This is a genomic window from Clostridium pasteurianum DSM 525 = ATCC 6013, from assembly GCF_000807255.1.
Lineage (GTDB): Bacteria > Bacillota > Clostridia > Clostridiales > Clostridiaceae > Clostridium_I > Clostridium_I pasteurianum.
Genome location: NZ_CP009268.1, coordinates 1,828,135 through 1,851,349, shown reverse-complemented (window position 1 = coordinate 1,851,349; position 23,215 = coordinate 1,828,135). Strand labels below are relative to the sequence as shown.

Annotated in this window: 19 protein-coding genes; 3 read left to right on the top strand and 16 right to left on the bottom strand. The window is 27.4% G+C overall.

The window, feature by feature from the left end; all coding sequences use genetic code 11:
- Window positions 1-9: 9 nt before the first annotated feature.
- Window positions 10-444 carry an anti-sigma F factor gene (gene spoIIAB, locus CLPA_RS08360; RefSeq protein ID WP_003443747.1) on the bottom strand — a complete coding sequence of 145 codons (435 nt, stop codon included), beginning with the start codon at window positions 442-444 and terminating at the stop codon, window positions 10-12.
- A 73-nt stretch (window positions 445-517) separates the two neighbouring features.
- Window positions 518-853 (bottom strand): anti-sigma F factor antagonist, encoded by a 336-nt coding sequence (gene spoIIAA, locus CLPA_RS08355; protein ID WP_003443743.1) that lies wholly within the window; start codon window positions 851-853, stop codon window positions 518-520.
- 477 nt (window positions 854-1,330) lie between these two features.
- Between spoIIAA and speE the strand changes: the two genes are divergently transcribed.
- Window positions 1,331-2,158 carry a polyamine aminopropyltransferase gene (speE, locus tag CLPA_RS08350; protein ID WP_003443740.1) on the top strand — a complete coding sequence of 276 codons (828 nt, stop codon included), beginning with the start codon at window positions 1,331-1,333 and terminating at the stop codon, window positions 2,156-2,158.
- A 146-nt stretch (window positions 2,159-2,304) separates the two neighbouring features.
- Here the strand turns inward: speE and CLPA_RS08345 are convergent, their stop codons facing one another.
- The gene (locus CLPA_RS08345) at window positions 2,305-4,068 is read right to left on the bottom strand and encodes an Eco57I restriction-modification methylase domain-containing protein (RefSeq protein ID WP_003443737.1); all 1,764 of its coding nucleotides are present in this window, start codon (window positions 4,066-4,068) and stop codon (window positions 2,305-2,307) included.
- A gap of 96 nt (window positions 4,069-4,164) precedes the next feature.
- Here CLPA_RS08345 and pdaA point away from each other — a divergent pair, with 96 nt between their 5' ends.
- Complete coding sequence (gene pdaA / locus CLPA_RS08340; protein WP_003443735.1) at window positions 4,165-4,992, top strand: delta-lactam-biosynthetic de-N-acetylase; 828 nt, start codon at window positions 4,165-4,167, stop codon at window positions 4,990-4,992.
- A 407-nt stretch (window positions 4,993-5,399) separates the two neighbouring features.
- Here pdaA and CLPA_RS08335 read toward each other — a convergent pair whose 3' ends face one another.
- The 10 genes from CLPA_RS08335 to CLPA_RS08290 all read right to left on the bottom strand — a co-directional run bounded on the left by CLPA_RS08335 (window position 5,400) and on the right by CLPA_RS08290 (window position 15,859).
- Window positions 5,400-6,041: a cyclodeaminase/cyclohydrolase family protein gene (locus CLPA_RS08335; protein ID WP_003443733.1), complete on the bottom strand. Its 642-nt coding sequence runs from the start codon at window positions 6,039-6,041 to the stop codon at window positions 5,400-5,402.
- A 224-nt stretch (window positions 6,042-6,265) separates the two neighbouring features.
- Entirely contained in the window at window positions 6,266-6,832 is a 567-nt protein-coding gene (locus tag CLPA_RS08330) for a nitroreductase family protein (protein ID WP_003443730.1), read from the bottom strand.
- 205 nt (window positions 6,833-7,037) lie between these two features.
- Window positions 7,038-7,949: a glycosyltransferase family 2 protein gene (locus tag CLPA_RS08325; protein WP_003443727.1), complete on the bottom strand. Its 912-nt coding sequence runs from the start codon at window positions 7,947-7,949 to the stop codon at window positions 7,038-7,040.
- A gap of 1 nt (window position 7,950) precedes the next feature.
- On the bottom strand, window positions 7,951-9,075 hold the full coding sequence (locus tag CLPA_RS08320; protein WP_003443723.1) for a glycosyltransferase family 4 protein: 1,125 nt from the start codon (window positions 9,073-9,075) through the stop codon (window positions 7,951-7,953).
- 3 nt (window positions 9,076-9,078) lie between these two features.
- Window positions 9,079-10,506 carry a flippase gene (locus CLPA_RS08315; RefSeq protein WP_003443722.1) on the bottom strand — a complete coding sequence of 476 codons (1,428 nt, stop codon included), beginning with the start codon at window positions 10,504-10,506 and terminating at the stop codon, window positions 9,079-9,081.
- 148 nt (window positions 10,507-10,654) lie between these two features.
- Entirely contained in the window at window positions 10,655-11,497 is an 843-nt protein-coding gene (rfbD, locus tag CLPA_RS08310) for a dTDP-4-dehydrorhamnose reductase (RefSeq protein WP_003443720.1), read from the bottom strand.
- Between the two features lie 94 nt (window positions 11,498-11,591).
- Complete coding sequence (locus CLPA_RS08305; RefSeq protein WP_003443716.1) at window positions 11,592-12,317, bottom strand: WecB/TagA/CpsF family glycosyltransferase; 726 nt, start codon at window positions 12,315-12,317, stop codon at window positions 11,592-11,594.
- 96 nt (window positions 12,318-12,413) lie between these two features.
- Complete coding sequence (locus CLPA_RS08300; protein WP_034830737.1) at window positions 12,414-13,637, bottom strand: O-antigen ligase family protein; 1,224 nt, start codon at window positions 13,635-13,637, stop codon at window positions 12,414-12,416.
- Between the two features lie 259 nt (window positions 13,638-13,896).
- Window positions 13,897-14,889: a glycosyltransferase family 2 protein gene (locus CLPA_RS08295; protein WP_003443710.1), complete on the bottom strand. Its 993-nt coding sequence runs from the start codon at window positions 14,887-14,889 to the stop codon at window positions 13,897-13,899.
- A 67-nt stretch (window positions 14,890-14,956) separates the two neighbouring features.
- Window positions 14,957-15,859, bottom strand: a complete 903-nt coding sequence (locus CLPA_RS08290) for a glycosyltransferase family 2 protein (RefSeq protein WP_003443706.1) — start codon at window positions 15,857-15,859, stop codon at window positions 14,957-14,959.
- 497 nt (window positions 15,860-16,356) lie between these two features.
- Here CLPA_RS08290 and CLPA_RS08285 point away from each other — a divergent pair, with 497 nt between their 5' ends.
- Window positions 16,357-17,331 (top strand): glycosyltransferase family 2 protein, encoded by a 975-nt coding sequence (locus tag CLPA_RS08285; protein WP_003443702.1) that lies wholly within the window; start codon window positions 16,357-16,359, stop codon window positions 17,329-17,331.
- 124 nt (window positions 17,332-17,455) lie between these two features.
- Here CLPA_RS08285 and CLPA_RS08280 read toward each other — a convergent pair whose 3' ends face one another.
- The 3 genes from CLPA_RS08280 to CLPA_RS08270 are packed head-to-tail and all read right to left on the bottom strand — an operon-like array spanning window position 17,456 to window position 23,209.
- Window positions 17,456-18,754, bottom strand: coding sequence for a glycosyltransferase (locus CLPA_RS08280; RefSeq protein ID WP_003443698.1), 1,299 nt, complete (start codon window positions 18,752-18,754; stop codon window positions 17,456-17,458).
- Between the two features lie 24 nt (window positions 18,755-18,778).
- The gene (locus CLPA_RS08275) at window positions 18,779-21,907 is read right to left on the bottom strand and encodes a glycosyltransferase (RefSeq protein WP_003443695.1); all 3,129 of its coding nucleotides are present in this window, start codon (window positions 21,905-21,907) and stop codon (window positions 18,779-18,781) included.
- Window positions 21,908-21,931: 24 nt separating this feature from the next.
- Entirely contained in the window at window positions 21,932-23,209 is a 1,278-nt protein-coding gene (locus CLPA_RS08270; RefSeq protein ID WP_003443693.1) for an ABC transporter ATP-binding protein, read from the bottom strand.
- Window positions 23,210-23,215 lie beyond the last annotated feature (6 nt).

Below are 23,215 nucleotides of genomic sequence, written 5' to 3'. Positions count from 1 at the left end.
TTAGTTTTTTTAATCTATATCTAAAGACTTAAATTTTTTCTTCATACGTATCTTTGTACCAGTCTTACTTGACTCTATCTCCACACTATCCATAAAGGTTTCCATTACAGTGAATCCCATACCTGATCTTTCAAGATCTGGTCTTGAGGTATATAGTGGCTCTCTGGCTTGTTCTATATCATCAATGCCACAACCATGATCAACGATAATTATAGTAATTTCATTTTTATTTAATTCTGCTGTAATTTCTACTATTCCATCCTTTTTATCCTTATAACCATGTATTATGGAATTGGTAACAGCTTCTGAAACTGCAGTTTTAATATCTGTAATCTCTTCAATAGTAGGATCCAGCTGTGATGCAAAAGCTGCTACTGCCACTCTTGCAAAGCTTTCATTTTGAGACTTGCTCAAAAATTCTACTTTCATCATATTATCGTACATTAAAATCCCCCCGTATAAAATAATAATTACGCTTTATATTTATATCACTATCTATGTTATAATACTTTAAGTTTCATATTACCTCAATAGCTTCTTGTACACTTTTGTACAACTTTATAATTTTAAACATCCCAGAAAGTTCAAATACCCTTTTAACAGATTCTTGCACATTTGCTATACATATTTGTCCTTTTCTCATAGAAATCTTTTTATATCTTCCTATAACTACGCCTATACCAGAACTGTCCATAAAATTTACATTTGAAAAATCTAATATTACTTTGTTATATCCAGTTCTTTCAAGTCTATCATCAATTTTATTTCTTACTTCTTCTGCACTATGATGATCAAGTTCACCAGTCAATTTAATAATTAGTTTATCTTCACTCTTACAGAATTCTATATACATTGAATCTCCCCCTAAGTTTTTACAATAATTATTTTTATAAATACAAAACATATAATTAATTCTATACTTTTCTTTATTTTCCTTCTTTTGTAATAAATTATTTTACATTTTAATTTTTGACAGTTTTTATTTTTTTATACAATTTATAATAAATTATTCTTTATTATAATAATAAATCTATTACTGTAAATACTATTTTAGTGAATATTTTAAAATAAAAAGATATATTGGTCTCAATTAGTAGATAGTTAAAAAATATAGAATATTATAATAACTAATTAGAAGTTGAATATAATGTTTAGATTTTACAATTAAATATTGCTGAAATTTTCACTTATTGTTATAATATTAATGCTATTCCAAAACTAACTCTAATAAGTTAGAATCCAATATAAATATAAAATATGAAGGGTAGGTGAATATCCTGATTTAATGTATATAAAATTTATATTACTTTATAAAATCAGGATTTTACATATGGAAATGTGGATAAAAGAAGCTCAAATTGAAGATGCTGCTATGACTTATAAAGTCAAAGAAACACTAGTAAGGAAAAAAACCAAATATCAAGATTTAGCAATACTGGATACCTGCTTTTTCGGAAGAATGCTAGTACTGGATGGCATAATACAGACTACTATAAAAGATGAATTTGTATATCATGAGATGATGGCTCATATTCCACTTTTTACACATCCAAATCCAAAAAAAGTATTAGTAGTAGGCGGCGGTGACGGAGGCGTTATAAGAGAAGTATTAAAGCATCCTTCCGTAGAAAAAGCCGTACTATGTGAAATTGATGGTGATGTAGTAGAAGAGTGTAAAAAATATTTACCAGAAATAAGTTGTGAATTAGATAATCCTCGGTGTGAAATATTTATAGGCGATGGAATAAAATATGTAAATGATCATAAAAATGAATTTGATGTAATAATAGTTGATTCAACAGATCCTTTTGGTGCAGCTGAAGGACTATTTGGTGGAAGCTTCTATGAAAAGATAAAAGAATGTCTCACAGAGGATGGAATATTTATAGCTCAAACAGAAACACCTTTTTACTTACCAGAAGTTGTAAAAAAAGTTTTTAATGATTCAAAGGCCATATTTAAAATTACAAAACTCTTTATGGCTGCTATACCAACCTATCCAGGAGGGTATTGGAGCTTTACCATAGGTTCTAAGAAATATGATCCTGAAACTGTAAATCTTGACAAATACGAAGATTTAGATACTAAATACTATACTAAAAAAATTCATAAAGCAGCTTTTGTATTGCCAAAATATGTAGAAGACCTTATAAAGTAACTTGTAATTAATTAAATCCATCTAAATCAACCACAATTTGTTATACTTTCTCCAGATTTAGATGAATTATTAACTTCCCTGTAATTGGACTATTTATCACTTTAAATTTAAAACCATAGTGCAAAAGCAGATCTTCACGTTTATAGTCAGGTCTGCTTTTCTATTATATCTATTTCCTTCTCTGTAAATTTAAATATATTATACAGATAGTCCTCCTCCATAACATCTCTCATAGTTGGAATACAAAGTTTCATCAAATTATTAGGATAATATTCATATAAATTTTCTCCCAGTTTTTTACCAAAGGTTTTAAAATAGAATTCATATATCCTACTATTCAATAAGAACAGAAGATATTCATAGGTAAACGGAACATTTTCTCTAAGCTTTAAAGCATATACATCTGCACTAAAAAAGCTCCCTCTATCTAGTGCAAATCTATTATTTTCAGATTTATAGGGGAAAATAATTTTTTCACCCTCAAAAATACTCTTGTTTCTTCCCCATTGAAGATGATACCATTTTCTTATGCCCTTTTTACATTCTCTCCTGTTTAAAAGCCTATCTTTATAGGTGGATATATGATCTAATGCTCTAGGATAATTTTCTTTGCTATCAATACTATCCGAATATATTATATATTTGTAATTTTCATTTATACTGTCTTTATTTATAGAACTGCTTTTTATCCAAGGTTTTAATATATCCCTTTCAATATCTTCATTTTTTACAGTTTTATCATCTACTATAAAAGCTCTATCACAACCTGTAATTATTCCCTGATAACTATAACATATATTAGACAAGGCAGTGAAACTGTTCTTCTCTATCTTGTTTATAATATTTCTTTCTATTTCATCTCTTAATATCCATCCCTTGTTATTTAGAGCATTCTTTTTTATATAAAATTTTTTATAGTATTTACCTTCATTAAAAAAAATAGAATTATAAAATAATTTTTTACTTTTCTTTATATCTCCAATGGGTTTTATAATTTCTATGTCTCTCTTCATATTCTGAGAATTAACTAAAAATATTATAACAGGATCTATACCAACTTGTTTAAAAGGCCTTATACCATAAAAATCCACTATTTTTTCTATAGAACATAGTTCTTTAAATATTTTTCTAAGTTCTTCTCCACTGGGAGACTCTAAAAAATATCTGGAAGTTATAAAGGATATCTTTCCATCTTTTTCCAAATTCAAAATGGATTTTTGAAAAAAGCAATAAGAAATATCACCTTTATCCTTATAAACTTTCCTATATAAATTCTTTAGCTTTAAACTATAATCTCTATCTATGGACTTTTGACCAATGTAAGGAGGATTACTTATAATTACATTAAACTTCTTGAGCACATCTTCTACTAAAAAATCCTGGTGAATAAAATTATCAGGATAGATATAATTACTTTCGCTAAATATATCTATTAATAATATTTTTATAGCATTTTTATCTATATCAAATCCGAATAGATTATTTTTTATTATATGAGTATTTAGATTTTTTTTATTTAAGTTAATATTATTACTTTTATTTATAGTATCTATATTTTCTTTATAAAGTTTAAGTAAATATTTATAGCAGGGAATTATAATATTTCCACATCCACAGGCTGGATCCATTATTTTTATAAATGGATTGTCTATTATATCCTCAATTTTTACAGTGTTTAAAATCATATAATTTGATATTTCTTCAGGAGTATATACAATTCCCTTTGCTCTATTTTTTCTAATAAAACTATAATATATACTTGAAAAATACTGATTTTCATCCATATTCATTTTTTTCTTATACTTATTAATTGAGATATTCTTATAGATATTATCTATTGGCTGTAAAATTATATTGTATAATTCATTAATTTTATCTAAAAAATCCTTCAGCATTGTACTTATTTCCATTGTATATTTATCTCCAGTATGCATAAAATATTATCGACTAAAAATCTTAAATTCTTACAATACTAGATTATAACATATAACGAGGAGATAAAGAATATGAAAAAACTATTTATTATTTCAACACTGATAATTGCATTATGTGCAACTTTTTGTAATAATGTATCCGCTGTTGATATTGTAAAAAATAATGGTATAGATAAAATTTTTTCAGCTAAGAAATTTTCCGATAATTTAAGTACTAAGGAAAATAGTTGGTATTTTGTACCTGAGCCCGATGGAAAAACTCCAAGAACTGATTGCAGCTTAGATATATTAAAAAAATATAGAGCTTATTATGTAGGAGATGTAAATCATAAATATATATATTTAACCTTTGATGAGGGATATGAAAATGGCTATACGGCAAAAATTTTAGATATATTGAAAGTCAACAATGTAAAAGCTGCTTTTTTTGTTACAGTGCCCTATATAAATTCAAATAAAGAATTAGTAAAGCGTATGGCAGATGAAGGTAATTTAGTATGCAACCACTCTAATACTCATCCTTCCATGGCAACTATTACAGATGAAGAAAAATTTAAATGGGAACTTACTTCTACTGAAGAAGCCTACAAAGAAGCTACTGGTTATGATATGAATAAGTTTTTCAGACCACCTATGGGAAGGTATAGTGAATTATCATTGTCCTATACAAGTAAATTTGGATATAAGACAATATTTTGGAGCCTAGCTTATAAAGACTGGCTTAAAGATAATCAGCCTAATCCTGAAAATGCAAAAAAACTTATTTTAAAAAGAAGCCATCCCGGTGGCATATATTTATTACACGCAGTTTCAAAAACCAATACAGAAATATTGGATTCTCTAATAAAAGAATGGAAAAGTCAGGGATATGAATTTAAGAGTTTAAATGATTTACCATGATTTTTTATTTTATAGGTCCCTAAATAACGATTTCTAAGTATCTAAAATACAGATACAAAGAACTCTGTTTATGTCCGAAATACCATAGGATTACTAGCTATAATTTGAGATAATTACCTAAATATTTATGTGATGACTAATATTTAGGTAATTATCTGATAACTAGTTACCTGCAATACTTTATTTCTAACAAAGCATCAATAACTCTTAATTCTTAAATTTTAACTATAGATAAACAATATGAAAACTTAATCTACGAATTGATAAAACAGAATATTTTAAATGCTTTTATTTATAAAGATTAATCATTAAAGTTGTTTATCTATATTAACTAAATTTGTTCTTTCAACTTTGATATTTTGACTTTCCACTGTTCACTATCAACTGAGAAAAGTTTTGTCCTTTTCCTATATTCCAAGAATCTTATTTACCACATAAACTATATCATTTTTATTATTTTTACTTTGCTGCAATAGTTTTTGCGATTCTTCTTCCAATTTATTTTTTATGGCTTCATCTTTTATACCAGATAGATTTATACCTATATTTAATACAGCTATCTCTATCACTGAGTGAGCAAGTATAGCAGCACATCCCGCATCTGACACTGCAAATTTATTTCCGTATTCACAGGCAACAGATATCATCTCGTATATTTTATTTGTCTTTTCAATTAACTCCATAGGTACTTTAGCAGCATTTTCATAACCTTTAGCTATAGCCTTACTTCTTAGCTGTATTGCTTCTTCTGTGTCCTTAGGCATTTTAAAAGCATTAATAATTTCTAAAAAAGCTGCTCCATCTTTGTCTATATATGTAATAAATTCATCCTTTGCCTCTTCCATCTTTGCTAAACTTTCTTTTATTAATTCTTTTATGGAATCATCATAATCTTCATATACTTTTTTTCCTATAGTAAGATTAAATACCATAGAAGTAAGTGAAGCTGCTAATGCCGCTGTTAGGGCTGCTGCGCCGCCACCCCCTGGAGCTGGTGAACTACTGGAAAGTACTTTTGAAAATTCCCCTATTGTCATATTTTCATACATTTTTTTAAGCACCACTTTCATAAATAAATTATAAAATTACTATTACATGAATAATATTTTATCATATATAATAAAAATTTTGTATAGAAAATTATACAAAATAGAAAGTGAATGACTAAGGTATATATGAATTGTAATTTATTTGCTTCATATAATTAATAAGAAACTATCTCACAAAACACAATATCCATTGTAAGATAGTTTCTTATTAAGATTTATTTTTTCTATCTGAGTAAAGTCTTTTCATGCTTTTTACTAAAAGGAACATTCCATTTATTTAAAAAAACATGTTCATTTACATTTTTTACAGGGTTATGCTGTTTTTCTTCGGCTATTTCACCAATTGGTGTCAAAGCTACAACTTTAAAGTTATTTGGTATATCTAATATATCTCTTATGGTGTTTTCATCAAAAGAAGCTATCCAACAAGTTCCATAGCCTTCATTAGAAGCTGCTAATATAAAATGTTCCATAGCAATTGCACTATCTACTAAATATAAAGGTTTTCCATCTATATTCCCAGAATCTTCTGGCTCTCCAGCAATTAAAGCTACCACGGGTGCCTCTTTTATAGCTTTTTCAACCTCATCAGAACTATTTTTTACAGCAGAAGCTATTATATTTTTCTTATAATCATCATCTACTATAACAAATTTATAAGAAGTTTTATTTTTCCAAGAAGGTGCCATCATTGCAGCATTAATCATTTTACCAAGCTTATCATCTTTCACTTCTGTAGATTTAAATCTTTTTATACTTTTTCTATTTTCTACTACATCATAAAAATCCATTCAACTGCACTCCTTTAGAAATTTTATATTTATTATTCTATTTATTATGTGTACTTAAATGAATATTATTCAGCTTAAATTTGTAACTGGAGAAAATAACGAAATTTTTCTCAGTGGAAAGTTGATTTTTAATAGGTATATTTACTCCTATCACTTTTTTCATTTGATATTTGTTATTTGAACTTTATACTTTTAATAAAATATATTACTTTACAAATTTATTTACCGTTTCCATATCTATATTTTCTGTATCGGCCTTAAATCCGTGTATAATATTTTTAATTAGGCTAAAAGGTTCTCTTCTAATTATTATTCTTCCTATAGCCTCAATAAAAATATATATAGAAAATACAGTTTTCTCTAACATATTAGCATTTCTTTTTATAAAAATTACTCTGTTTCTATTTAAAAAATAATAACTCAATCCACTATATTTAGATATAGTAGAAGATCCTTTATGATAAATTTTACTATCATATACACATAGCAATTTATATCCTTTAGCACTTGCTCTATAACAAAATTCTGTTTCTTCAAAAAATAGAAAATAATTTTCAGGTATTAATCCTATATCTTCAAATACATCTCTTCTGCATACAAAACAGGCTCCTCCCAGATAATCTACAAAAGAATTTTCTTTAGGAATTTCATTGTATTTATAATTTTTATATTTTCCTTGAGTAAGCCCTGTATATAAATTTATTTTGGCCCCCATAGCTTGTATAATATTTTTATTGTTATATTTACATATACAAGGTCCAGCTACACCTATCTCCTTATGTTCTTCCATAATTTCAATTATTTTATCTAAAAAATCACTTTCTACTATTACATCATTATTTAATATGCAGATATATTCGGCATTATTTTTTAAAGCATATTTAATTCCTAAATTGTTTCCGCTGGCATAGCCTAAATTTTCATTACATTTTATAATATTATATGTACTAAATTCTCTCTTCAACTTTTCATAGGAGCCATCTGTAGATGAATTATCTACAACTATTATTTCATGATTACTATATTTTAATTGTTTTAAGCTAAATAAGCACTCTTTTGTATCCTTAAAAGAATTAAAATTTAATATTACTATAAAAACTTTTGGATCTATATTCATATCATCTTTTTCCTCTTATATTATTTATTCTATAATGTAAATTTTCAACTATGTTATCCCAATTATACTGTTTCTTACAATATTTTTTCATTTCTTCAGAATATTTATCTAAATTATCACTGGTCATTAGTTTTTTCAATTCAACAGCTATAGCTTTATAATCTCCTACATTAACTACTGCTCCTTTTCCCTCTTTTACAATTTCTTCTGCTATTCCAACTCTAGTAGAAACTATTACATTGCCACAAGCTATAGCCTCTATCAATGCTATTCCAAAACTTTCATAAGCAGAAGTGAGGCAGAATATTTTTGATTTTTTATATTCTTGAAATAATTCTTCTCTATTAAATATGGGACCTTTAAATATTATATCAGCTTTTATATTGGGGTATTTTTCAAAAAAATCTTCTATAGTCTCTTTAAAAGAATCCTCTACAGGTCCTACAAATACGAGCTTCCATTCTTTTCTTATTTCCTCATCTATCAATGAAAAAGCCTTCATAAGTAAGTCTGTAGCTTTTTCACTGCTTCCAATTCTGCCCACATTCAAGATTATATTTTCTTTATCCTTAAAATTTATATCCTTTTTAAAATAGTCAGCTTCAAAATCAATACCATTGGGTACATTAATTAATTTATTGCTATGTTTACCAATCAAGTATTTTAACCTGTCAAATATATATTTCTGCTCCACTCCTATAATATCTACACTGCTAAGGAAAAAGTTAAAAAATATTCTTTCAATAGATTTCATATTCTTTATCTTCTGCAAAATTAATTCTGTACAATCAAGTTTTAAAAATATTATACCGCGCCTATTAAAAAATTTATATAATAAAGCATAAACTACAGAATTAAAAGTCATGTGAAATATTTGAAGTACATCTATATTTTTAGAATTTTTACTCAAATATTTAAATATATTTATTAAATTTTTATTTTTCTTCTGAATAAAGTCCATTTTAATTCCTTTTACTTCTTCGTCTAGGTAATAATACTTATCATTGTTATAGCTAGCTATATAGGAATTATATCCATAGAGTTTATGTAATTTGTAAGCAATCATTCCTACATCTTTTATTAGGTGTACATTTTCAGCCTTTGGATATAATACATAATATCTCACTTATTACACACCGCCGTTCTTTCCAATTAAAATACTCCTTACTTCCTGTAATGTTATATACTTCGTTATAATTATAAATATACTGTAAAATATGGCACTTAAAATTATGGTAAAAACTACATTTATATTAAAATATTTTAAAATAATTATTACAATAGCCATTATAAAACAAGGAAATAAAGATTTTATTATATTAATATAGTTTGAAACTATTATAATTCTTTTAGCATAATACCTCATCATCACTATATTTATTATTTCTGATAGCACAGTTATTGCAGCAGCCATATTCATACCATATCTAGGAGTAAATATTAAATTCAATATTAAATTTACTAAGGCTGATATAGTAACAGTCTTTAAATATTTTTTCTCCATACCACAGGCGTTCAATCCCCAACCATATATTTCTCTAAAAAAAAGTATTAAAGCATATAATAATAATATAATAAATGGTGAATAAGCACCTATAAAACTTTTATCAAAGAGCAGCACTATTATATCCTTTGAAAGAAGAATTCCTCCTATTACAACGGGCATAATAAAAGCAGTTATTATCTTTGAGGTATTATTCATAAGCTTTTTTAAATTCTCTCTGTCATTATTGTTAAAATAATTTATAATAAGTGGAAATATAGGTGTAAAAATCATGGTTTCAATATTTATTAAAAATAGAATTATATAATAAGCTGATCCATATATCCCTGCTTCTTCACTTCCCCTAGTGAACATTATTATTATTCTATCCACATTGGTATTTATCATGGCAAGTATTCCTGAAATTAAAAATGGAAGTCCAAAATTTACATAGGAAATAAATTTCTTCTTATTTAGATTAATACTTAAAGTAAATCTTTTCTTAAAAAAATATATGTATCCCTGATATATGGTTCCAATAAATAATGCTATAAAAGTAAATAGGGGTATATAATAAACTTGGCTCTTTTCTCTTAAAAAGATATATATTAAAATAAATGGAATTATATTTTTAATGATATTATAAACAGCATTGTATTTCATTTCCTGTATTCCATTAAATACCCAGTCAATATTCATAGCAGTAGGAAGTAGTGTTAGTCCATACAATATAAATAAAGTTTTTATAGAATTTATATTATTTTCAAAGGCCGAAGATATAATAACTATAACTGCAAAGCTTAAAATAAATAATATAAATCTAAAGATAAGTATATCACCCACTACCTGTTTTATATTTTCTCTGTCCTTTGCAATTTCTCTGGTTCCATAGGTTTGAAGGCCAAAAAGTACTACCATAGTAAAATACAATATCATTGCCTGAACCGTATTCACTGTACCAAAATAAGAAGCTCCTATTTTAGTGGCATAATAAGTACCTGTAAAAAACACTATAACCTGAGATATCAAACTTGAAGAAATCGTAAGTAAAAAATTTTTAGCTACTCTATTCATTTAACTACCTTTCCTGAAAAATTTATATATGAGCTTAAATTTATCTAATCTATAATTACAGATAATAACTTAAACTCTGTTTATATTATGAACTAATATATCATTTAATAAAACTCGCACCTTTAAAGTACGAGTTCCTAATTAGTAATTACATATCCAGATTTTCTATATACTCTTTTAGTGACTCCTGCCATGTTTTTGTTATATCTCCAGTTGTAATTTCCAACATGTAATTTCTAAGCACAGAATATTTAGGCCTCTTTGCAGGTCTTGGGAATTCTTCTGTAGTACATGGAATAACATTTATATCAATATTTTTCAGCCTGAATATTTCTTTAGCAAAATCATACCAAGAACATACACCTTTGCAGGTACAATGGAATAGTCCATAATTTTTTTCATCTATAAGTTTTATTATTACACTAGCTAAATCTACAGTGCTGGTAGGTGTTCCTATCTGATCATTTACAACCTTTAATTCATTATGATTTTCACTTAGTTTTATCATAGTCTTTACAAAATTATTTCCATCTCCATATAACCATGCAGTTCTTACAATATAATATTTGGGATTTAAAGTTTTTACAAAGTTTTCTCCATCTAATTTAGTTTTTCCATACACCGTTTGAGGATCTGTAGTATCAAATTCAGTAAGCTCAGTATTTCCATTTCCATTAAACACATAATCAGTAGAAACCTGAACAATTTCAGCTCCTATGGAAAAAGCTGCTGAAGCTAAATTTTTAGGGCCTACAGCATTTATTTTATAGGCTAAATCCAATTGTTCCTCACATTTATCCACCTGTGTATGTGCTGCACAATTTATAATTACATTTGGTTTATGTTCTTTTACAAATTTATTTACCTCATTTACATCTGTTATATCCAGATCTTTTACATCTGTTGGAATAATCTCAACATCTTTTTCTGCATATTGTTTTTGAAGCTCTCTTCCAAGCTGACCATTAGCCCCAGTTATTAATATTTTCATCCTTACCAACTCCTAAAATTTATGTTAATCAATACTATCTATCTTGTAAAAATTTTACTCATAACTGATTATACAACTTAAAATAAATAGAATTTTATTCCTTTCTTATTATATATTTGTTGTATATAACTTTCAATATAAGTTTAGGAATAGATCCAAGTCTCTTTATTCTCCAAGGCTCTTTAGCTACCCTATAGAGCCACTCCAATCCAAATTTTATCATCCATCTGGGAGCCCTATTTACCTTACCTGCAATTACATCAAAGCTTCCCCCTACTCCCATATATACAGATGCAGGCAAACTGTCCATGTACATATTTATAAATTTTTCCTGTCTAGGACATCCCATAGCCACAAAAATAGCATAAGGTTTTGAATTTTTTATATCCTGCAATATATCTTCACAGCTATTCATATCAAAGTATCCATTATGACTGCCAGCAATTTGCAGCTTACTATATTTAAATTTAAGCTTTATTATACACTCATCAATAATTTCCTGCTTTGCTCCAAGAAGATATATGGCTTTACTCTCTCTTTCACAATACTTTATTATTTCATCCATAACTTCAATACCTGGAATTTTTTCTTCAACTGATTTTTTAACTATTTTAGAAGCTATAACTACACCAATACCATCCGGAATTATTATAGAGTTATATTCACTACAGCCTTTAAATATTGATTTGTCATATAATCCATTATAGAGCACTTCAGGATTTCCTGATATGATATGCACTTTTTTAAAGGTCTTTATGTATTTCATAAGCTCCAGTTTACTCTTATTAAATACATGATAATCTAATATTTTAGAAAACATAATTTTCCTCCGTAGTTAATTAGAAAATATTTGTCTTTTAATATTTTTATTTTTCGTCTTTAAGAGATATTGTTTTGGAAAGCTATCTTACCCATTTTAGTGCTGTTCATCACAAAGTCCATCTGCTGCTGCTACAAATATCCAGAAATACACTACTACTGTAGGTACAAAAAATAAATTTTCAATTAAATTCATAAATAAAAAAGCTGATGCTGAAGCAAAAAATCCAACATAAAATAAATTTATTTTTTTATCTTCTATATTAACTATAACTTTCTTTATTTTAATGATGGTATTTACAATTATACTAATAAATGACAGTCCACCTACTATCCCCAATTCAGACTCTATTTTAAGATAAGAATTATGTGTGGGATAATGAGAATAATTTTTGTAGACCAAATATCTATATTTAGCTACATAGCTGTCATATAATTCAATAAAATTTCCATTGCCAATTCCCCTTAAAGGATGTTCTTGGATCATTTTAAGGGCAGTTCTCCAAATCTGTATTCTTCCCTCATCTCCCACAGCAATTTGTAGAATTCTTGATCTCACTTGAGGTATTGCAAAGCCAATTACTGCAACAGCCCCTAATCCAATAAGAAAATACAAACTATATACCAATGACAGTATTACTCCACCTACTAATATACCTAAAAAGGAGTTCCTTGAACCAGTAAAATAAATGTTAAATAGAGCCATTATTAGTAAAATTCCATAAACAATTCTCTGATATACATACTTGCTTCTAATTATAAACATTACCACTGGGAAAATTCCTATGATTAAGAAAGCAGCGAAAGTATTTGGATTATCAAAAGTTCCATTGATTCTTAAAACTCCATTTGCCATAGCATATCCCGTTAAAAGACCATATCCTGTTACTTTCTGAAATATTCCATATATATTTATAACTGTAAATATAACCATATACGAATTTATTAAACCTTTTACTTCTTCTCTATCTATACTGTATTTTATAATAAAATACAATATAATAAAGGACAAAAATCTTGCACTTTCAGTTATTGCAATGGTTTTATCTGTAGCATAGGAAATGGATATAATCATTATAAGTAAGAGAACTGTAAATGACAATCCCATAAAATCTTTAAAAAAATCCAATAAATTATTTATAAATTCCCTTCTAAAAACTATAATATGAACTAAGAAGGCCAATATAAGAACAAATAGCATTACATCCCCTAAAGCTGGTATCTTATGTATATTTCCTATATTCAATCCTTGAGGCATAATTGGATATAATAGAATTAATCCAATTAATATGTAATAGATAAACATGTTTTTATTTCTCATAGATAATCACACTGCTTTCCAAAATTTCACCTGATTAACTTGGCGTAAGTCTCCCTCGCACGCTGTACAGCGATTCACACAAAATCAAAAAGAAGATTTTGGTTCTCTGCTTGCACTCTGTGAAAGTGATTCGCACCAAATTAAAATTTGGGCTCTCTACTTTTCTTCAAGTGGGAGTTCAACGCCAAGTAAGCCATGTATTCGCAGTTCTAAAATTCAGATGTGGTAAAAGAATCCACACCTGAATTAAGAACTTGCTTTAATATCGATTAGTTTCAATTGCCCTATTGTTTGCAGCCATTTTTATAGTATTCATATATATTCTTCTGTTTTCTCTTATAGATTTAGAGAATTTAAATATCTGCATAAAACTCATACCTATTATTCTAAATAATAAGGCAATAACTAAGTTTATTCTGACTAATATCTCCTTTGATCTTCCACAATTCTTTCTAAAATATAAAATCATACTCCTATATCTTTCATAAAAAGTTACATCTCCTATTTTTTCACTACTCTGACCAATAAGATGTACTATTTCTCCATAAGGATAATATACCCTGTGCCACCCTGCTTTGCAGGCCTGATAGCAGAAGTCTATTTCTTCATAGTACATGAAATATCTTTCATCCAGCATGCCAATATCCTCAATTACTTCCCTTCTTATAAGCAGTGCTGCTCCCACTAGAACCTGCACTCTTTCCGGGCTCTCAATATTTTGAAAGTTCTTCATATATTGTTCTAAATCTTTTGAGCCCAATTTTCCTCCAAACTTAACAAAAAAATTCTTTATAAAGGGTATCTTTAGTACGTTTTTTAACTTGTATATATGATATACTTCCCTTTTAAAAGTGGGGAAAGCAGATATAGAAGTCTGATGCGTTCTATCTTCATTTAAAAGTTTAGGTCCTAAAAGTCCTATCTCTTTATTTTTATCCATATATATAACCATTTTTTCCAGTACATCCTTAAGTATAATAGTATCACTATTCAGTAAAAAGGTGTATCTTCCCTTGCTTATTTTTATACCTAAATTATTAGCATAGGCAAAACCTCCATTTACTTTGCTTTCAATGAGCTTTACCTCTTTAAATTCACTTTTTAGCATATCAACACTATTATCACTGGATGCATTATCTACCACAATTACTTCGTAGGTTATATTAAATGTATTTTTTAAGATTGAATCTATGCAATTTTTCAATAGATCTTTAGTATTGTAATTTACAATAATTATAGAAATGTCAATCATTTAACATTTTATCCTCCTGCTTGTTCTTATGTTTTACAACTATTTAACCTGAATTTTAGAACTTGCTTCAACCCTTTGTTCCAACTCTTCCATTTGGAGTTAATAAATTTTTTATAATGGCAATTAACCCTAAAAGGAATATTCCAAGATACACTATCCAATTAAAGAGAAAAAAATTATCTTCTTTATTATACTTATTATAAAATATAATCATAGCTCTATAGAATTCATAGGTGGCTTTTGTTCCAAGCTGCTTGCTGCTTTCTCCTTTATAGTGAATAATAGTACCTACAGGACAATATCTAACTATATATCCAGCCTTCTTAGCCCTCATGCACCAATCCATTTCTTCTCCATACATAAAAAATGTTTCATCTAAAAACCCTATTTTATCAATAACTTCTCTTTTAATCATGAGAAAACACCCTGAAACAGAATCTACATCTAAAAATTCATCTTCAGAAACATGAGTTAAATTATATCTGGTAAGACTTTTATTCTTTTTAAAAAGTTTACTTATTCCAAATAGCTTAAAAAATGCATCTTTAGGTCTTGGAGCCATTCTTCTGCAGGCAAGCTGAAGGGTTCCATCTGAATTTAAAACCTTGCAGCCAGCTATACCTAAATTTTCTTCACTAATCAAATATTCATAAATTCTGTCTATAACATCTCCATTGATAATAGTATCTGGATTTAACAACAGAATAGCCTCTCCTTTTGCAATTCCTATCCCTTGATTATTTGCTCCTGCAAAACCTTTATTATCTCTATTTTCTATTAATTTAAATCCTTTTCTATCCATATATTTGTCTTTAAGCATCTTACAACTTTCATCAGTAGAATTATTATCTACAACTATTATTTCAAAAGTTATATTTTTTACATTCTTATATATAGAATCCAGACAATTTTTTAAAAGTTCTCTTGCATTCCAATTTACTATAATTATGGTTAAATCGCATTTTAGCATTGTTTACTCCCAATTATTTTATTAAATTACTTAAATTAAAACTATAAGCATACAACTTGAAATATAAATTTGGATTTTTTATATCAAGTTACTCAGGTTATTCATAAGTATCAACATTTAGTTATGAATTTGAATGTCTATAAATAAGTAATTCTTATGATAAAAATTTTATTTACAATTTTACTGCCATTCAAATATATATTTATTATCTCAACTTTCAGGTTATAAATTATCATAACTTATTATGCCATCGAATAGATTTATATTAACATCTATATTTCTAATAGTCAATTTATCCAAATATATGTACATAATAATTTAAAATATGTTAACTATTAACCCATAAATTATGTATCAGAGATATCAATATACCAAGTTTAATTCTATCCTAAGTTTACACAATTAAATATTTAAAGTATAATAAAAACAGCAATTTAGGTAAATAAATACAATAGATATTTATTTCTCGTACATTATATATTTAGGAAGGGACGAAAATGAAAAATAAAAGATTATATTTAGTAATTCCCTGTTATAATGAAGAAGTCGTTTTGAGAGAAACTGCAAAAAGATTAAATGAAAAATTTAAAAAAATGATTCTAGATGACTATATTTCAAAAGATAGTAAAATATTGTTTGTAGATGATGGCTCAAAGGATTCTACCTGGAACATAATAGAAGATTTAAATAGAAATAATACCATATTCATAGGTTTAAAACTGTCAAGAAACAAAGGGCATCAAAATGCATTGCTGGCAGGATTAATGACTGCTAAAGAATATTCAGATATGGTAATATCTCTAGATGCAGATTTACAAGATGATATAAACGTTATAGATAGGTTTGTAGAAGAATATTATAATGGAAATGAAATAGTATATGGGGTACGTTCAAAGCGGGAAAAAGATACCTTTTTTAAACGTTTTACAGCTGAAAGCTTTTATAAATTAATGAAAGCTTTAGGAGTAGATATTATTTTTAATCATGCTGACTATAGACTAATGAGCAAAAGAACCTTAGAAGCACTTTCAGAATTCAAGGAAGTAAATCTTTTTTTAAGGGGTATTATTCCACTTATAGGGTTTAAATCCTCTATTGTGGTATATGAAAGAAATGAGAGATTTGCAGGTAGCTCAAAATATCCATTTAAAAAAATGCTTAGTTTTGCTTTTGATGGAATTACTTCCTTTAGTGTAAAACCTATAAGAATAATTACAGCTATAGGTACTGCAATCTTTGTCATCAGCACATTATTTTTTATATATTCATTAATTATGAAATTTTTAGATAAAACTATTATTGGTTGGACTAGCCTTATATGCTCTATTTGGATGATTGGTGGAATACAACTTTTATGTTTAGGAGTTATTGGTGAATACATAGGTAAAATTTATGGAGAAGTTAAAGCCAGGCCCAAATACATTATAGAAAAGAAACTCTTCGAAAAAAAAGATCTGTTTGAAAAAAAATAATTATTTATTAAATTTAATGACATATTCAAAGATTATATATTAATACATATTTTTTTATAATAGAATAAATACAAGGAATGTCTTTCAATGCATAGGTATTCATAGCGAGACATTCCCTATATCCTTATATCTTTAAAATTCTTTTAATTTTACTCTTGATTCTAATAAGATAGTATTTTATTAGTCCATTAGGTCTATAGAATATCTTTACTTTTTCAATTTTATCCTTTGATACATATGGATTACTGCAAAATTTCTCAAGAGGTTTCACAACAATTTCCCATTTAAATTGCTGCTTAACAGCATTGATGTTTTGTTGTAGTTCTCTATATCCATCCTCATCTCCCAATAAATCTAAAATCATATCCGCTAATTGATTATAGTTTTTTTCATCATGACAAACTCCTAGTTTTTTATCCTCTACAAGTTCTGACATATAGTCTCCCTTTGTTAAAACCATCGGCAATTCACACCATAAATAGTCTAATATTCTGGTTCTGAAAGAAAATCTCGTTTCCAAATTATTAAAATATGTACTTACTCCTAAATCCGATTCCATCAAATAATTCTGTCTTTGAGAATATTCAACCCAATCGTTAAAAAATATATTTTTATCGTACAAGTCATAAGTCTTAGACCTTTCAACACATTCTTCTGCCACAGTAGTATCACAATTCATACTTGGATGACCTATACCCATAAAAAATAATTTTATATCTTTTCTCTTTTTACAGATTATATTCATGGCCTCAATGAGAGTAAGAGGATCAAACCAGTTCCATATTCCTCCACCCCATATTATTACTTTATCACTTTCGCCTATATTAGGCCAAACTCCCTTTAGGACTTGCTTTGTCTTAACGGGTTCTTCATTATTCAATCCAAAAGGCACAACACCAATTAACTTTTCCATATTTATATTATCACTATAAGTAACGGGATTTACCCTATTTATAGCTGATAGCATTCCAAGCCAGTAATCTTTCTGCTTTTCACTGGAGCAAATAAAATAATCACCTAGTGAAAGCTGCTCAAGAATAAGATCCAGATCTGTTTCATGGTAAGTTAATCTGTCTTTAAAGTCTATAAATTTTCTAAGTTCCAGATTTTCAAGGGTTATTGGATCATATATATCTACTACTTTGGGAGTTTTTATTTTCTTTAAAAAAGGATATAACCTAAAAGCTATTCCCTGCAGTACTATAGAATCAACTGTCTCAGAAGATTCTATAAGCTCATTTCGATTTCCCTTAATAACTTTAAACTTTTCTCCATTGAAATCAAAATCTGTATTTTTATTTGGTATAAATAATACTACTTCTAATGTTTTACTTAATTCCTTGGCAAAGTTATAATAACGTATGGCTGGACCAGTCATTTTTTTTGCAATAGTGTCTGGACTTATCAATAATACTTTTTTCACCACTATGACCTCTCTACTATAAGTTTATTTTTTAAATATTCTTCTAAATAACGAAAAAATATTCAATTTACTAATTCTTCTTAACCTTTTATCTATCTTTTCCATCCAGCTTGATAGGCGGTTTATGTCTAATTCTTTCTTAGATAAAGAATTCTCCATAGCCTTTACCTTTTTCTCTAATCGTTCAAGTCTTTTTAATTTTTTAATTATTATTTCATTTAAATCATTACCATCAGAATTATTCTTTAATGAGTCAAAAGATTCTTCTATATTTTCATCAAAATCCGATTCATCATATTCAATTGGCGATAGCATTATTCCATTCTTAGGATTAATTCCTTTTACAGAATAAATGCATTTTGTCCTATATACCAAACTCCCTTCAAGCAATCTACTATTTTCCCAAATAGATCCAAATGAATCTTCTTTTTTATTTTTCCATATAGTTATGCAATTATCGTATTCATCAGTTAATCCTTCAAAATAAAAGTAAAACTCTCTTCCTTCTGAATTAATTATAGGTTTAAATTCAATAGTAATCCAAGAATTATCAATTAAATTTTTACCTTCTAATTCTTTTTCAACTAATACTTCATTGTTACTAAAATCGTATAATTTAAAAATAATTTTATGGTCATTAATTCTATCATAAGTTGCTATTTTTACTTCAATAGATGCAAAATTAGGATACCTGCATCTAAATTTTTGTCCTATCTTTCTACCGGTTACTAATTGACCTACCACTGAATCTTGTACTTTTTGTTCTAAATCTATAATATAATTACTATTGCTTGCAACGTTAGCATTTTTCTTTTTCAATGGAGCATTACAAAAGTCAACTAAAGGTTTCATTACTACACTCCATTTATATTTTTCTCTAACTACATTTATATTTTTTTTACATTGATTAAAAAATTCTTTGTCGTCCGCAAGCTTTAATATAGCATTAGTTAAACTTTCTACGTTTTTATACTTTACAACAATTCCAAGTTGTTCTTGCTGTATAAGATCAGCAAAATAATCACCTTCGGTAGCTATTATAGGTAATCTAGCCCATAAATAGTCTAATATTCTTGTTCTAAAAGAAAATCTTGTTTCTAAGTTATCTAAATGACAGCTTACGCCTGCAAAGGATTCTAAAAGAAAATTTTGTCTTTCTAAATAATCTACCCAATCCATATTAAAGAACACATACTTATCTTTTATTCCAAGTTTTTCAGAAAGCTTTATAGCTTCACCACACACTTCCATTTCTGGTACTGCTGGATTAGGATGTTTAACACCCATAAAAAATAATTTTATATCCGTTCTCTTTTTTGATATTTCATATACTGATTTAATAAGTGTAATAGGATCAAACCAATTCCATATTCCCCCACCCCACAGAAGAATTTTGTCTTCTTTTTTAAGATTAGGTATCTTTTCTTTCATTGAGTCTTTGGTATGTATTGGTTCTTCATTACTTATTCCAAAAGGTACTAAGTCAATTAGCCTTTCTAACTTAGGTGACATATCATATTCATATGGATTTACTTTATTTAATGCCGTCAGCATACCTATCCACATATCCATTTGTTTGTCATTTGCACATATAAAATAATCTCCCAGCTGCAGCTGTTCATTTTGTATTCTTAGATTTTGATTATGTGCCAATACTCTGTTATTTATATTCTTATTTTTATAGGTCTCCAATATTTCTATAACAAAAGGATCATATATATCTACTACAAGTATTTTTTGCTTACATATGGATTTCAATTCTTGAATCAATTCCAATATTAATCCCTGTAAAATTATAATATCACTTTCCCAAGCTGCTTTAATTAATGCATCAGCTTTACCTAATTCATATTCTACTAATTCTATACCTTCAAATTTCTTATCAAAATTACTTTTATTTGGAATAGCCAAGGCAACATCATTATCTTTACACAGTCCTTTAGCAAATTCTAAATACCGAATACCAGGCCCTGCCATTTTTTTGCCTATTGGTTCATTAGAAATGAGAAGAATTTTTCTCTTAAATTTAGTATTCAGCTTTTCTTCCACATTGTAATTATTTATCATTTTTTGAAACTTATCCAAATATTTATAATCATGATAATACTCAACAGGAAATGGCATTAAAGGATTAGGCAACAGTTCACTTATATCTGTGTCTTTAATCTTTCTATTTTCTTGTATAAATTGCCTTTTTTTATTCAATCTTTCTAAATTACTACTTAAATTATTTATGGCAACTATTGAGGAATAATTATCTTTCTTTTCATCAATTTCAAAATATAAATCTTTATTGTTAGTTATATCATATAAATCATCGTTTATATTCAAATCCATTTGTATTCTTTGTATAAGTAAAAAAAGATTACATAGTACTATATCAAAATTTTCCTGTGAATAATTTTTATATATAGTATACAAAGCATTTCTTTCAAAAAGAGTTTTCATCTTATGGGTATTAAACTTTTTTGAAGTTCCATTATGCTTATGATAACATTTCGCCTTAGCACAAAATCTTACCTTGTATCCAAGAATCCATAATCTCCAGCCAAGATCTACATCTTCATAGTATGCAAAATAATCTTCATCAAATCCACCAACTTTAAGGAAAACATTTCTATCTATAAGTAATGCTCCTCCACATGCAAAGAGAATATCTCTATCTTCGGAATATTTTAGTTCTGCTTCTTTTACATCCATTCCATAATCAAATTGATATCCATATCCTGCAAAATTTATACTGCCGCCAGCAAAATCTAATTTTGTTCCATTCCAATTTATTATTTTGCTTCCAACGCATGCATATGATTCATCTCCTGAAGCTTCGTCCAAAGTCTTAAACATGGCATTTAACCAGTCTTTATCTATTCTCATATCGTTGTTAATAAGCGCTAGATAATCTCCAGTAGCAATTTTAGCCGCATCATTGTTAGGTTTAGCAAAACCTTCATTTGAATCATTTTTTATTATCTTTACATAAGAATAATTTTCTTCAATAAATTGTACTGATCCATCTGATGAGCCGTTATCCACCATGATGCATTCTATCTTTTCTTTTGGATAATCTAATTTTTTTATAGTATCAAAACATTCCTTTAAATGTTGTATACCATTATAATTTACAATAATAAAACTAACGCTTCGTTCCTTCATAACTACACCACTTTCACATATACTTTATAATTGCCAATCGCATTTAACTTTAATTTTACCATCTTCTTTTATATTACTTTCATGTACATAAAACCAATAGTGTTTATCTCTGAAATCATATTCATTTTCACAGGTCTCATCAAATAATCCTATTGAAAAATAATACTTAGATTTTAGTAAAATATTATTATTTATTATAAAGCTGATTACATTATTATCTTTTATATCAGTAATTACCAATCCATCTTGCTGACAATTATGATGAATAATCTTCCAGCCTTCTTCCGTATAAATCTCAAATACTAATACAGCACTTTTTATATCTTTATTTTTTTTATATTCAATATTCACTTTTATATCTTCTTCAGTACCATAAAAATTTCTAGGTCTTCCCTCTTTATCTGAAAAATACAATTTTGTAATTTCAAGTTCTCTATTTCCAGATCTATTCCCATTTATAAATTCCTTAGCTTCATGCATTTCAATATTAAAATCATCTGAAATCTGTTCTATATTATTATTTTCAATATATTTATCTAGATCCTTCTTCTCCTGATCATCTGATGAATAAGTTAATTTCATATACAATCCTATCATACGTTCTGGAGTTCCTTCTAAAACATATCCACCTCTCTTAATAAATATAACTTTATCACATATTCTTCGAACAGTACTCATATCATGAGAAACATATACAATAGTTTTGCCATGCTTTTTAAATTCCATTATTTTATCTAAGCACTTTTTTTGAAAATTAGCGTCTCCTACTGCTAATACCTCATCTACTAGCAATATATCCGGATCAACACTTACAGCCACAGAAAAGGCAAGTCTCATATACATTCCTGAAGAATAATTTTTTACAGGAGTGTCCATAAATTTTTCAAGTTCTGCAAATTTAACTATTCCATCATATCTTTCTTCAATTTCAGTTTTACTGAGTCCAAGTATTGATCCATAGAGATAGACATTTTCTCTACCAGATAGATCTGGCTGAAATCCAACCCCTATTTCTAATAGAGATGATATTTTTCCATTAACAATTATATCTCCAGAATTTGGTTTTAAAATATTTGAAATCAATTTCAAACTAGTACTTTTACCTGTACCATTCTCACCAATAATCCCTACAGTCTGCCCCTTTTCTATTTTATAAGAAGCATCTTTTAATACATACATTCTATTAACTTGCAATTTGTTTCTATTTAGAATTTTATTTAAAAATTTTTCTTTTATTGAGTTACTTTTATTCTGATATATATTAAAATACTTAGTAACATTCTTAAATTCTATAACAGTCATAATTTA